Genomic DNA, 13,039 nt, shown 5'->3' with positions numbered 1-13,039 from the left:
ATGCAATTTGTGATAGAAAGCGATGCTTTTGTTGCCGTCAGAGCGGTTTGGATATCCGCAGGAAGGGTGAAGGTGGCAAATACTGCTCAAAAGAATAGTTTGCAAAAGTGTGTCCCGGCATACAAACTGGAGGTGAATAAAGATAAATAAATGTATCCAAATGGTAAAACAAGCGTTTCGTCTTCCGAAAATTGGACTTCGACGGATGAAACAATATTGTTTGGGTCGTCAAACAATATTGTTTCACGTGCCAAACACAAGTGTTTGCCGAGTCAAACAATATTGTTTCGTGGTATAAATATTCGTCTTTGCCCTTGTTTTGGAATAAGTATGCGGTTTGGCTTGCATGAATATTCTTAAAAAAGCCTGCTTTGACCGTTTTTGCGGAAATGTGCGTTAGCCGGAAAGAGCCTTTTCGCGAATTCTGTCAAGGAAATAGGGAAAAGAGTGTGCAGAATGACAGGTTATGGGGTAGGCTCTGCTGGGCATGCGATGAACCGGATCTGTTTCGTCGACGACGTGGGGACGCTTTGTTTTCTCCCTGAGAAAGACTATGCCAAAAAGGAGAACTGGGACGTCATCAGACAGTCGGTGGTGGACCGTTACTCGGACCTGTACAGCTACCTGGTGGCACACCGCAGCGACTTCGTGAAGAGCGTGGGCGAGAGAACAGTGAACACGTTGCTGGAGCGTTTGTACATCCCCGACCTGATGGACTACGCTTGCGGCAAGAAGGAATACGATGCCGGTCAGCTGCTGGCGTTGTCTACTGACATGCAGAAGGCGGAGATACCCGACGCGTCGATGTGCTACTTGCTGTACGACATCGCCAAGTTGCGCGGCACCAAGAAGTATCCGGAGCTGATAGAGCTGATGAAGACCCGCGGACGTGAGCTGGAGGGAAGACGACTGCCCGTCGAACTTTCCTTCGAATTCCCGGAGTTGTCGAAGAGCGAACGGGAGCTCATCGGTGGTTTCCTGAAGGAAGAGGCAGGACGTGAGAGCGAAGGCAGCAACTCGAAGAAGTACCTTTCCGCCCTTGCCCAGCACATCCTCGTCGGTCAGGAGGCGGGCATCTCCTTCGATGTCCATACGTTTGCCGAGGCGATGGAGAAGGCAAAGGCTGAAAACAAGCTGGTGCTCATGGATTGCTACACGACGTGGTGTGGTCCTTGCCGCATGATGGCAGCCCAGGTCTTCACGCAGCAGAAGGTAGGAGACTACTTCAACGAGCACTTTGTAAGCCTCAAGATGGACATGGAGAAAGGGGAAGGCATCACACTGGGCAAGAAGTACGGAGTGACAGCTTATCCGACCATGCTGATTCTGGACACGCAGGGAAATGTCATGCATACCATGGTAGGCTCCCGCAGCGCCGAAGAACTGATTAAGGAAGCCCGTGAGCACTCGGACCCCGCCAAGGGATACGCCGTGAGCAAGGCTGCCTATGAAGCAGGAGAGCGTACACCGGATGCGATAGCCAACTATATCACGGCGTTGGTTTCCGCCAAAGAACTCACTGCCCTGCAGGGAGACAGCCTGGCAACAACCTACCTGGACGGTTGGGACGATGCGAAGTTCTGCGACGCTTCCTCCTGGCCCCTGTTGGAGGCAGCTGTTGTCAATCCGCAGGGAAAGGCTTTCAGCCGGTTGCTGAAGCTGCACGACGGACTGACCAAGGCGGTGCCCGCAGAGAAGGTGAACAAGAAGATCGAACGTGTCTGCTTCCCCGTCGTTCTGGACTACCTGCAGCACAAGACGGAGAAGGATGCCGTGCTCCGGTTCCTGGAGCCGTTGAAGCAGGGCACGTATCCTGCCGAATATACGTTGGTACTGATTGAAGACCTGTTGCGTCAGGAGAATGTGGACGATGTGCTGGCATTCTACCGTCAACGGGTACAGGGCATGCAGAACCCGCAGGACCAGCTGAACATGGACTCCCTGCTTCCCTACTTCCTGGAGAAGGCTACGGAGTCCCAGGAGGCGAAGTTTGTGGAGTACATGACAGACCGGGCAAAGAACTGCGACAAGCGGGCTGCCAGGAAGTATGCCGTGCTGCTCGAAGTAATCAAACAAGGTGGTTACAAAGGATAACGGGATGAAACGTTTCTGGCTGTTGTTCTTACTGCCTTTGTGCATTTGGTGCAGCCCTTCCAAGGGGCTTGCACAGGAATCCGGACGCTTCCGCATCCGGATTCCTTATTTGGAAGAGAATGGGAAGTTGATTGTCACAGCCTTTGTCAATGGCGTACCGGGACGCTTCATCGTGGACACCGGAGCTCCCTGCTGCGTCTCCCACTCCTTTGCGGCGAAGGCGGGCATACGCGATGAAGGCAGGACGGCACAGGGCGTGGACTCCAATGGAGCCGCGGTCTCGACTTCTGTGGTCAACATTCCTTCGCTCAAGCTGGACTCTGTCTTCACCTTTACCCGTCTGCAGGCGATGAAGTGGGCGGAAGGGGACATGCTGGAGAACCTGCATATCGACGGAGTTATCGGCTACAACCTGCTGAAGCAGGGTATTCTCAAACTGGATGCCCGGACAGGCTCGATGACGTTTACCAACTATGACGGCGGCTTGGGAATAGACTACACCCGGGCAATCCCCATGTTGCCGGATACCTACCTGACCATGCTGCGTGTACAGCTGAAGGACGGTGCCTGCGACACGGTGATGTTTGACTCCGGTGCCAAGTCGTTCTATGAACTATCGACGAAGAGCTTCTCCCGCTTGCGTACGGTGAGTAAGGCGCTGGAGGTGAAGGGAGTGGGACAGGGAGTCCTGTCGTTGGGGGCTGCGGGGCTGGAAGGCAAATCGCAGAAGTACCGGGTGGTCATCCCTCAATTCAAGTTGGGCAACTTCCTCTTTGAGGAGGTGACGTCCGTCACGACGGATGCCGTCGATTCGCGCATAGGCTCTGACATCTTGCGCTATGGTACGGTCATCGCGGATTACAGGAGCAATGTCTTCTACTTCATCCCTTACGACAACAGGAAGAAGCTCAACCTGTATGAGAAGGATTGGGATGTCGTCATCACCGTGATGGACGACCACCTCTGTGCCGGACTGGTCTGGGACTATGCCGGGCTGCCGTTGCACGGCGGTGAACGGATTGTCGCGGTGAACGGAGTCCGGTATGACAAGGTGGACTTGTACGAGGCAATAACCAAGGGACTGATTCACCTGCCGGGGGACAAGGCGCGTATTGTCTATATCGGTGAGGACGGGAAGGAGCATGAAGTGACAATCCGCAAACGTTGACTTCGCTGCCTGTATGCATCGTGTTCCGGACAGGTTGCGCTGAAATAAGTCGCGCATTCATGGCCTGTCGTCGCTGGAAAAGGGCTATCTTTGCCCCTTCGTGAACCAGAAAACTCTTGGGAGATATGAAGAAACAGTTGACGTTTTGTTCGAAGGATGAGGCTGTCCGGCGAATGAATGAATGGGGTGCGGTCCGGCGACCCTTCCTCTTTGTGGTTGACTATAAGCAGGAAAGGGTGTTGCTCGAAGAGTTGGGGAAGGTCGACCCCTCCCTTTGCCAGTATGACTTCAACGGAGTGACGAATGTCGATGCTTCGGCGTCCGTTCCCGTGACGGAGACGGTCCGCTGGCAGACGTTCCCTGAGACCGAGGCGGAATATGCTGCCGCTTTCGAGGTCGTACACCGCCATCTGCTGGCAGGGAACAGCTTCCTGACGAACCTGACGCGGCGCGTCCCCGTCGAGACCAACCTCTCTCTGGAGGAGCTTTTCCACCGTTCGCGGGCACCCTACCGGCTGTGGCTGCGCGACCGTTTCACCTGTTTCTCACCGGAGATTTTCGTACGCATCCGTCAGGGGCATATCTATGCCTACCCCATGAAGGGAACCATCGACGCTGCGCTGCCCGATGCACGTCGTCGGTTGTTCGAGGACGGGAAGGAGGCTGCCGAACATGCCACCATCGTGGACCTCCTGCGCAATGACCTGAGCATGCATGCCACCGGGGTGACCGTCTGCCGCTACCGCTATTTCGACCTTCTGCAGACCAACCGCGGGGCACTCTGGCAGACCAGTTCGGAGATTGGCGGACGGCTGCCCGACGACTACCGTTCCCGGCTGGGGACGCTGCTCTTCGACCTGCTTCCGGCAGGTTCCATCACGGGAGCGCCCAAGCCGAAGACCTGCGCCATCATTGCCGAGGCGGAAGGATACGAACGGGGGTTCTATACGGGTGTTGCCGGCGTGTTCGACGGCGACAACCTGGACAGCTGTGTGCTCATCCGCTTTGTGGAGCAGGAGGGCGGACGGCTGTGGTTCAAGGCGGGAGGCGGCATCACCTACCGCAGCGACGTACACAGTGAATACGAAGAAGTAATACAGAAAGTATATGTGCCAATTTATTGAATCCATACGGGTGGAGGGCGGACTCCCCCGTCTGCTCTTCTACCACGAAGAGCGCATGAACCGCACGCGTTCCCTCTTCTTTCCCGGAGCACCTGCCTTGCGCCTGGCAGACTATCTGCCCGAGGACATCGACGGACCGGGCGTGATGAAGTGGCGGCTGGTCTACGGACGTGACGGGGTGACGGAGTGCACCTGCACGCCCTATCGCCTGCGCCCCGTCTCCTCGCTCCGCCTCGTCGAGGCGGACAAGGTGGACTACGCCTATAAGTTCCTCGACCGTTCGGCACTGGAGCGATGCTTCGCCCGGCGTGGTGACGCCGACGATGTGCTCCTGGTGCGCGACGGACTGCTCACCGACACCTCAATCGCCAACATCGCCCTGTATGACGGACGGCAATGGTGCACGCCCGCCCATCCGTTGCTCTGCGGCGTGAAGCGGCGGTCGCTGCTGGAAAGCCGCATCATCACCGAGCGCGACATCCGGGCAGAGGAGCTGGGCAGGTATTCCCTCGTGCGGGTCTTCAATGCCCTCATCGACTGGGGCGAAGTGGAACTGCCCGTCTCTGCCATCCGCATGCCGGCATCCTGAGACACACGAACCCCGACACACAAACACCATCATCCGACTACTATCAACCGATTCACATGCAAGAACCATTCATACCTATTATAGAGAAGGCACTCGGGCTGGCAGCCTGGCAGGTGCGTGGTACGTTGAAGCTCCTCGACGAGGGAGCAACCATCCCTTTTATCAGCCGTTACCGGAAGGAGGCGACCGGCACACTCGACGAAGTGAAGGTGGGCGAGGTGGCAGACTGGAACGAGCGTCTCAAGGAGATTGCCCGGCGGAAGACGACCATCCTCAACACCATCGGCGAGCAGGGCAAGCTGACCGACGAACTGCGCGCACGCATCGAGGGCAGCTGGGACGCGACGGAGCTGGAGGACCTCTATCTGCCCTATAAGCCCAAGCGCAAGACACGTGCCGAGGCGGCGCGTCAGAAAGGACTGGAACCGCTCGCCGTCCTGCTGATGATGCAGCGCGATCCTCACCTGGACCAGCGTCTGCGGACGTTCGTGAAGGGAGAGGTGAAGGATGCCGACGAGGCGCTGAAGGGCGCGCGGGACATCCTTGCCGAACAGGTGAGCGAGGACGAGCAGGCACGCGCCATCGTGCGTTCGCAGTTTGCCCGTCGTGCCCTGATAACCGCAAAGGTCGTCAAGGGCAAGGAGGCGGAGGCGGTGAAGTACCGCGACTACTTCGAGTTCAGCGAACCATTGAAGCGTTGCTCCTCACACCGGCTGCTTGCCATCCGTCGGGGAGAGGCGGAAGGCTTCCTGCGGGTCAGCATCGTGCCGGGGGATGCCGACGACGAGGCATCCGTCCTGCAACGGCTCGACCGACGCTTCGTCCGGGCACGCAATGCCTGCGGCGAGCAGGTGGCGGAGGCGGTGGCGGATGCCTACAAACGATTGTTGAAACCTTCCATCGAGACCGAGTTTGCCGCCGACAGCAAGCAGCGTGCCGACGCCGAAGCCATCCGTGTGTTTGCTACGAACCTGCGCCAGCTGTTGCTCGCTCCGCCCTTGGGGCAGAAGCGCGTGATGGGCATCGACCCCGGCTACCGGACGGGTTGCAAGGTCGTGTGCCTGGACGCACAGGGCAACTTGCTGCACAACGAGACCATCTATCCGCACCCGTCGCGCAACGAACGTTCCCAGGCGGCACGCAAGCTGACGACGCTGGTGGAGCAGTACGGCGTCGAGGCGATTGCCATCGGCAACGGGACAGCCAGCCGCGAGACGGAGGACTTCGTGACCAACCTGTCCTATCCTCACGCCGTGCAGGCATTCGTGGTGAGCGAGGACGGGGCGTCGGTCTATTCGGCTTCGAAGACGGCGCGGGAGGAGTTCCCCGACTATGACGTCACGGTCCGTGGGGCGGTCTCCATCGGACGTCGGCTGATGGACCCCCTGGCAGAGCTGGTGAAGATTGACCCCAAGTCCATCGGGGTGGGACAGTACCAGCACGATGTCGACCAGACGGCACTGAAGAAGGCGCTCGACCAGACGGTGGAGAACTGTGTCAACCTCGTGGGCGTGAATGTGAACACGGCGAGCAGGCACCTGCTGACCTATGTCTCCGGACTGGGACCGCAGCTGGCACAGAACATCGTGGACTATCGTGCCGAGCACGGGGCGTTCGCATCCCGGCGCGACCTGATGAAAGTGCCCCGCATGGGAGCGAAGGCATTCGAGCAGTGCGCGGGCTTCCTGCGCATCGCCGGAGGGACGAACCCGCTCGATAACACGGCGGTCCATCCGGAGAGCTATCCGCTGGTGGAGAAGATGGCGGCAGACCTGCACTGCACCGTCGGCGAACTGATTGCCCGCAAGGAGCTGCGCGCCCGCATCCGTCCGGAAGACTATGTGACCGGGACCGTCGGGCTGCCCACGCTGACCGACATCCTGCAGGAGCTGGACAAACCCGGACGTGACCTGAGGCAGACCATCCGAGTCTTCTCCTTCGACCCGAACGTGCGGACGCTGGCAGACCTGCATGAGGGCATGGAGCTGCCCGGCATCGTGACGAACATCACCAACTTCGGCTGTTTCGTCAACATCGGCATCAAGGAGAACGGGCTGGTGCACCTCTCCCAGCTCGCCGACCGCTATGTGGCTGACCCGAACGAAGTGGTGCACCTCCACCAGCATGTGCGTGTCAAGGTCCTCTCGATTGATGCAGAGCGTAAACGTTTATCGCTGACGATGGCGGGCGTGGAGCAATAAAGGACGATAAACTAGCTTGACACTCCGTAAAAGTATCTATCTTTGCACATTCTATCTTAGAGAGGTGTGTAATTATGAAAATACGTGCTTACATACGAGTCGTGCACAATTGGCTTTGGAAAGTATTTTCCGGGTACGTGGAGGACACGTTCGTGGACAGGCAGCGTCTGTTGGTGCTCATCTATCTGATGATTATCAACACCCTCGTCATGGTGTTGAGGCAGCTGGGGCTGACTGGGATGGAAGGAGGATACTTCGACTGGGGCAACGACCTGTACTACGTGCTGTGTTGCGGTGCCTGTGTCCTGTTCCTGCTACGGCTCCTGTCGCTGACGCCCACGTTGGTCATTGTGCTGCTGGGCTGTCTCATGTTCAATATCTTCCACATGTTCTACATCGCCCTGTTCGGCATAGGCTATGCCTACCCGGCGCTTGTCGGCAGTGTCATGATGATGATGGTGACGCTCTTCCTTGCCATTCTTTCCTACCTGAAGAGGCTCACCCTGGTCATCGCCGCCCTGTCCGTGACTGCCTATGCCGTCTGTTGCCTGTTGACGCAGGACGAGCACATCACGGGCATCTTTGCCGGGGTGGTCGGCGTGTTCGTGCTGGTGTGGCTCATGGGCACCCGGCTCATCGAGCTGCTGACGGAGCTGTCGAAGACGAACGACGAGATGAAGGTCACACAACGCGAGATATTCTCCCTGTTCCGGATGGACAAGGCTGCCTTGCTGAGCGTGGCGCACCTGGCAGGGAAGCAGGACCTCTCTCCACAGCAGACGGGGAAGCTCCTGGAGCGTATTGCCGACCCGGAAGACGAAGAGCAGGTGGACCGCGACCTTGCCGGCTGGTATGAGCAGCACCGCACCGACGCGTCCCTCCTGGAGCAGGTCTTCCCCATGCTGTCCCCCTCGCAACGGGAAATCTGCAAGCTCATCGTGGAGGGCTACAAGCTGCGCGAGATTTGCGAGGTGCTGGGCAAGACAGAGTCCAACGTCACCTGCCAGCGCTCGAACATCCGCGCCCGCCTGCAGCTGGACAAGGCGGACAACCTGCGCGAGGTCCTGCAAGCCCGTCTGGACGCCTATGTCCGTTCCCATTCCCCAAAGTCTTAATACCGATTGTCGCTTATGAACTGTTATACCAAGTTCTTCCGTCCTCATGCCCTGGTGAGGCGGTGTTTCTCTGCCCACATATCCGATTCGTTCGTTGACCGCCAACGGCTGTTTGTCTACGTCTATGCGACCCTGGCAGCCTGGGTGCTCATCACGCTCAACCTGTTGGGCATCTCCGGTTACCAGGGCCCGTACTACTTTGCCACCAATGCCCTTCAGTTCGTGCTGGTGACGGTGCTGTTTGTCTTGTTCTGCCGACGGAAGCTGTCGTTGCACAAGGCATTCAACCTGCTGGTGGTGGTGACGCAGGGCTTCTGCCTGACGGAGATGCTCTACAACGCCTGCATCGCTCACCGGACAGACGTGATGATGGTGGTGAGCAACCTCATCCTGCTGATGATTATCCTGCTGATGACCATCGTCGCCTACCTCCACTATGCGCCTTACTGGTGCGTGGGGACGGCACTGGCAACGTATGCCGTGTGCTGCTGGGTGATGGAGGAACCGATTCTCTACCGACTCTTCGGCGTGTTCGTCTTTGTGTTCCTGCTGATTGCCGTCCTGGGCAGCCACCTGGCGTACCAGCTGGAGGTGCTTACGCTGGAACACCGCAGCCTGGAGCGCACGGAGAAGGAAATCATCTCCCTGCTCCACACCGACAAGGAGAACCTCCGTGACTACATCAGCCAGGCGAAGCAGCAGGGACTGACCGCCGAACAGACCGAGCGTCTGCTGGGCATCCTGCTGAGCGGCGACGGCAAGGAGGCACAACGCAACCTGCAGAACAACATTGCCTACTGGTACGAGCAGTCGCAGATTGACTACGAACACCTCGACGAGCTGTTCCCCTCCCTCTCGGCGTCCGAGCTTTCCATCTGCAAGCTTGTGCTCCAGGGGTACAAGCTGAAGGAGATGTGCGAACTGCTGGGCAAGACGGAGTCGAACGTCACCTGCCAGCGCTCGAACATCCGTGCCAAGCTGGGGCTGAAACGGGGCGATGACCTGCGAACCTGTCTGTTGGAAATGAGCAAGATAAGTGGGGGGGGGGTAGACCCCACCTTACTCGTGGCAGACGCGTGGAATCCTGACGGCGGAGGCGCTTGAGCCGAGAAAGCCTGCGCCCAGTCTTGGCGCTTTCACAATTTCGTCTTACCTTTGCCGCGCGAAAAACGATTAGTATTAATCCGAGTGCTTGAACACCTCGTAAAAAACAAGAATCATGAAGAATCAATCCGTTTCGGTGTCCTTTATGCTGTTAGGGATACTGTTCTGCGTCTGCCTCATCGCAGCCAATCTCTTGGAGGCAAAAGTCGTGCAGGTAGGGTCCATCTCCATCACCGCCGGCTTCATCGTCTTTCCCATCTCTTACATTCTCAATGACTGCATTGCCGAAGTCTGGGGCTTCCGCAAGGCGCGACTCATCATCTGGTCCGGCTTTGCGATGAACTTCTTCGTCATCCTGCTGGCGAAGGCCGCCGTGGCACTGCCCGCAGCCCCCTTCTGGCAGGGCGAGGAGCATTTTGACTTCGTCTTCGGACTGGCGCCGCGCATTGCCTTTGCCAGCCTCATGGCGTTCCTTGCCGGCTCGTTCATCAATGCCTACGTGATGAGCCGCATGAAGATAGCCTCGCAGGGGCGCCACTTCTCCCTGCGTGCCGTCGTGTCGACCCTGTTCGGCGAAAGCGCCGACTCCCTCATCTTCTTCCCCATTGCCTTCGGCGGGTTGATGCCCGTGTCGGAGCTGCTGAAGATGATGGTCGTCCAGGCGTTGGCAAAGACGCTCTACGAAATCATCGTCCTGCCGGTGACCATCCGCGTGGTGAACTACGTGAAGAAGCTCGACGGCAGCGATGTCTACGACACCGACGTCTCCTACAACATTCTCAAGGTAAAACAGCTGTAAGAGCCTGTGCAGACCTCGGTCAAGGTACGTCCCCAGTCTGACAGGACTCGGGGATAGACCTCGTAATCCCCCGGCATGTACGGACCAAAGTATTATACTTAGGCACCCTAAGTATAATACTTAGGCAGGCTAAGTATAATACTTTGCTCCGTCTGTGCCGGGCTTCATCAACATGGAAACCTATCATCACTTACTTAGTTATGGACAATGAGAAAGCTTTGGTGGTATTCAGCGGAGGGCAGGATTCCACCACTTGCCTGTTTTGGGCAAAGAAACAGTTCCGTGAGGTGCATGCCCTGAGCTTCATCTACGGACAGAAGCACGTGAAGGAAGTCGAGCTGGCACGGGCGATTGCCGCCAAGGCGGGCGTGCACTTCGACGTGATGGACGTGTCATTCATCGGGAAGCTGGGGCACAATTCGCTCACCGACACCACGATGACGATGGATGCCGAGAAGCCGGCGGACGGTGTGCCCAACACCTTCGTGCCGGGGCGCAACCTCTTCTTCCTGAGCATTGCCGCCGTCTATGCCCGCGAACGGGGCATCCGTCACCTCGTGACAGGTGTGTCGCAGACGGACTTCAGCGGTTATCCCGACTGCCGCGACAACTTCATCCGCTCGCTCAACGTGACGCTCAACCTGGCCATGGAGGAGCAGTTTGTCATACACACACCGTTGATGTGGATTGACAAGGCTGCCACCTGGGCGTTGGCGGACGAGCTGGGAGTACTGGACCTCGTGCGGAACGAGACCCTGACCTGCTACAACGGCATCCCCGGTGACGGGTGCGGACACTGTCCCGCCTGCAAGTTGCGCCGGGAAGGGCTGGAGAAATACCTGCAGACCCGGAACACTCAGTCATAGAATCAAGAACGCCCGGCGTGCGGTCGGCTGACTGACGGCATGTCCGGGCATAACCCGGAAAAAGAATCAATGAAGAACGAAGAATTGAGAGCGCAGCTGTCTGCGCTCGGACGCAAGACGGAGTACCGTCAGGACTATGCACCCGAGGTGCTGGAGACCTTTGTCAACAAGCACCCCGACAACGACTATTGGGTACGTTTCAACTGTCCCGAGTTCACCAGCCTGTGCCCCATCACCGGCCAGCCGGACTTTGCGGAGATACGCATCAGTTACCTCCCCGACGTGAAGATGGTGGAGAGCAAGAGCCTGAAGCTGTACCTCTTCAGCTTCCGCAACCACGGCGACTTCCACGAGGACTGCGTGAACATCATCATGAAGGACCTCATCCGCCTGATGGACCCCAAGTACATCGAGGTCACGGGCATCTTCACGCCGCGCGGCGGCATCTCCATCTATCCGTATGCGAACTACGGACGCCCCGGAACCAAGTACGAGGAGCTTGCCAACTACCGGCTGATGAATCACGACCTCAAATGAACGGCGGGCAAAAGAAGAACCGGCAGTGGGTGGGTCTGTCAAGGGCTCACCCATTGCCGGTTTTATGAGGGTCGGATGTCGGGACATCCGTCGGTCTGCTTCCTTTGGAACGGATTGCCTTACCAGCTCTGGAAGCGGATGATGCGCTCCAGTGCCCGCTGGCAGACGGGGCAGAACGCCGGAGCCTCGTTGATTTTCATGCGGCACTCCATGGCAGGACGGTACACTCCCTTCGAACTGTAACCTCCGCCTTCATAGACTCCCACCTGCGTGTAGACCTTCTCCGGGTCCGTCACCGGAGGGGTGGGGACGGGGGTGCCTTCGGGCAGCAGGTCGCTCCACTTGGACTGGAAGTCCTTCAGGGTTGTGAGGTTCGGTTCCCACGGCTCGGTGTCCGACGGATACATCTCCGTGTACTGGTCGTCGTAGTAATACTCGTCCGCCAGCCCGCCGAAGCTGTGCCCGAACTCATGGACCACGACGGGTCGGAAGTCGGCATGGTGTGCCGTGGTGAGGGTGTAGAAGTTGTAGATGCCCCCTCCGCCGTAGGTCTCGGTGTTGGCAAGCACGATGATGTGTTCGTAGGGCAGACCGGCGAGCACATTGTGGAGGTCGCGCACATGTCCCGTCGTCAGGTAACGGTCGGAGTAGAACGTGTTGAAGTTGGAGCTGAGTGCCGTGCGTTTCCAGGTTCCGGTCCCGGGGACACTGACGCCGCTGTCCGCTGACGGGACGCCGACGGCAATGAAGTTGAAACGGTCCTTCAGCCTGTCAAACGGGGCATGGGCGAGGATGGCGTCGCAGGCGGTACGGGCATCCCGGTAGAAGGTCTCCATCTCTCCGGCGGTATAGCCTTCCGCCACGATGGCGACGTCGATGCACCGCTCGCTTTCCCCTCCCTGATGGAGGACGCGGACGGGCGCTTCACTCCGGGCTAACCGTCGGATGAGGATGTCGTCCGGGTCAACCGTGTGCGTCAGCGTTGCCGTGGGACGGTGATGGTAGTCGCGCAGCTCGATGGTCACTTCAGCCTCCGCCTTCGGGTAGGGGAGCAGGAAGGTGTTCTCGAACGCCTTGTCCGTGCGGGTAGCCTCCTCCTGTCCCTGCCACTCCTGAAACAGGGTGGAGAACGACGTGCGGTAGATGACGGTCCCCGTCGCCTTGTCGCGCATCGTGATGTCGCCATTGCCCGCCAGAGGCAGCTCGTTCAGGTGGTGGCGGCGTCCGCTCCAGCCGGGGAACTGCAGCAGTTCGCTCACATAGATGTGTTGTTCGCGGGCGTTCCCCGCAAAGGTGTAGTCGACGCGCAGGGTGCGGTTGTCGAAAAACCGGTCGAAGTCCTGCGCCCGTGCGCTTCCGCTGGACACAGCCAGCCACAGCGCCAGAAGGAGAAAAGTGAAATGCTTCATATCAAGGTTCATTTGTAAGTGCAACAGCAGCAG

11 protein-coding genes are annotated in these 13,039 nt (G+C 58.4%); 10 read left to right on the top strand and 1 reads right to left on the bottom strand.

Annotated features, from left to right (window positions below):
- Nucleotides 1-456 precede the first annotated feature (456 nt).
- The 10 genes from M3087_RS03725 to queF all read left to right on the top strand — a co-directional run bounded on the left by M3087_RS03725 (nucleotide 457) and on the right by queF (nucleotide 11,597).
- On the top strand, nucleotides 457-2,094 hold the full coding sequence (locus M3087_RS03725; RefSeq protein WP_249093830.1) for a thioredoxin family protein: 1,638 nt from the start codon (nucleotides 457-459) through the stop codon (nucleotides 2,092-2,094).
- Nucleotides 2,095-2,098: 4 nt separating this feature from the next.
- Nucleotides 2,099-3,262: a retropepsin-like aspartic protease gene (locus M3087_RS03720; protein ID WP_249093829.1), complete on the top strand. Its 1,164-nt coding sequence runs from the start codon at nucleotides 2,099-2,101 to the stop codon at nucleotides 3,260-3,262.
- A gap of 125 nt (nucleotides 3,263-3,387) precedes the next feature.
- The gene (locus M3087_RS03715) at nucleotides 3,388-4,386 is read left to right on the top strand and encodes an aminodeoxychorismate synthase component I (RefSeq protein ID WP_249093827.1); all 999 of its coding nucleotides are present in this window, start codon (nucleotides 3,388-3,390) and stop codon (nucleotides 4,384-4,386) included.
- Nucleotides 4,370-4,975 (top strand): aminotransferase class IV, encoded by a 606-nt coding sequence (locus M3087_RS03710; protein WP_022385411.1) that lies wholly within the window; start codon nucleotides 4,370-4,372, stop codon nucleotides 4,973-4,975. Before M3087_RS03715 ends, M3087_RS03710 begins: the two co-directional genes overlap by 17 nt.
- Nucleotides 4,976-5,031: 56 nt before the next feature.
- Nucleotides 5,032-7,176 carry a Tex family protein gene (locus tag M3087_RS03705; RefSeq protein WP_249093824.1) on the top strand — a complete coding sequence of 715 codons (2,145 nt, stop codon included), beginning with the start codon at nucleotides 5,032-5,034 and terminating at the stop codon, nucleotides 7,174-7,176.
- Between the two features lie 74 nt (nucleotides 7,177-7,250).
- The gene (locus M3087_RS03700; protein WP_249093823.1) at nucleotides 7,251-8,291 is read left to right on the top strand and encodes a helix-turn-helix transcriptional regulator; all 1,041 of its coding nucleotides are present in this window, start codon (nucleotides 7,251-7,253) and stop codon (nucleotides 8,289-8,291) included.
- Between the two features lie 15 nt (nucleotides 8,292-8,306).
- Nucleotides 8,307-9,395: a helix-turn-helix transcriptional regulator gene (locus M3087_RS03695; RefSeq protein ID WP_249093821.1), complete on the top strand. Its 1,089-nt coding sequence runs from the start codon at nucleotides 8,307-8,309 to the stop codon at nucleotides 9,393-9,395.
- Between the two features lie 115 nt (nucleotides 9,396-9,510).
- Entirely contained in the window at nucleotides 9,511-10,194 is a 684-nt protein-coding gene (locus M3087_RS03690; RefSeq protein WP_022385407.1) for a queuosine precursor transporter, read from the top strand.
- Nucleotides 10,195-10,394: 200 nt separating this feature from the next.
- Nucleotides 10,395-11,060: a 7-cyano-7-deazaguanine synthase QueC gene (gene queC / locus M3087_RS03685; protein ID WP_249093819.1), complete on the top strand. Its 666-nt coding sequence runs from the start codon at nucleotides 10,395-10,397 to the stop codon at nucleotides 11,058-11,060.
- Nucleotides 11,061-11,129: 69 nt separating this feature from the next.
- On the top strand, nucleotides 11,130-11,597 hold the full coding sequence (queF, locus tag M3087_RS03680; RefSeq protein ID WP_022385405.1) for a preQ(1) synthase: 468 nt from the start codon (nucleotides 11,130-11,132) through the stop codon (nucleotides 11,595-11,597).
- Between the two features lie 119 nt (nucleotides 11,598-11,716).
- Here the strand turns inward: queF and M3087_RS03675 are convergent, their stop codons facing one another.
- Nucleotides 11,717-13,006, bottom strand: coding sequence for a M64 family metallopeptidase (locus M3087_RS03675; RefSeq protein ID WP_249093818.1), 1,290 nt, complete (start codon nucleotides 13,004-13,006; stop codon nucleotides 11,717-11,719).
- Between the last annotated feature and the right edge of the window lie 33 nt (nucleotides 13,007-13,039).

The sequence above is a fragment of the Mediterranea sp. ET5 genome, assembly GCF_023337025.1.
In the GTDB taxonomy this organism is placed as follows: domain Bacteria; phylum Bacteroidota; class Bacteroidia; order Bacteroidales; family Bacteroidaceae; genus Phocaeicola_A.
This window is presented reverse-complemented; position numbering and strand designations above follow the sequence as displayed.

Bases quoted from the DNA above. Each gene is read 5' to 3' on its own strand.
- queC (WP_249093819.1), top strand. From the start codon at position 10,395: ATGGACAATGAGAAAGCTTTGGTGGTATTCAGCGGAGGGCAGGATTCC.
- M3087_RS03690 (WP_022385407.1), top strand. From the start codon at position 9,511: ATGAAGAATCAATCCGTTTCGGTGTCCTTTATGCTGTTAGGGATACTG.
- M3087_RS03710 (WP_022385411.1), top strand. From the start codon at position 4,370: ATGTGCCAATTTATTGAATCCATACGGGTGGAGGGCGGACTCCCCCGT.
- M3087_RS03720 (WP_249093829.1), top strand. From the start codon at position 2,099: ATGAAACGTTTCTGGCTGTTGTTCTTACTGCCTTTGTGCATTTGGTGC.
- M3087_RS03705 (WP_249093824.1), top strand. From the start codon at position 5,032: ATGCAAGAACCATTCATACCTATTATAGAGAAGGCACTCGGGCTGGCA.
- M3087_RS03715 (WP_249093827.1), top strand. From the start codon at position 3,388: ATGAAGAAACAGTTGACGTTTTGTTCGAAGGATGAGGCTGTCCGGCGA.
- M3087_RS03725 (WP_249093830.1), top strand. From the start codon at position 457: ATGACAGGTTATGGGGTAGGCTCTGCTGGGCATGCGATGAACCGGATC.
- queF (WP_022385405.1), top strand. From the start codon at position 11,130: ATGAAGAACGAAGAATTGAGAGCGCAGCTGTCTGCGCTCGGACGCAAG.
- M3087_RS03695 (WP_249093821.1), top strand. From the start codon at position 8,307: ATGAACTGTTATACCAAGTTCTTCCGTCCTCATGCCCTGGTGAGGCGG.
- M3087_RS03700 (WP_249093823.1), top strand. From the start codon at position 7,251: ATGAAAATACGTGCTTACATACGAGTCGTGCACAATTGGCTTTGGAAA.
- M3087_RS03675 (WP_249093818.1), bottom strand. From the start codon at position 13,006: ATGAAGCATTTCACTTTTCTCCTTCTGGCGCTGTGGCTGGCTGTGTCC.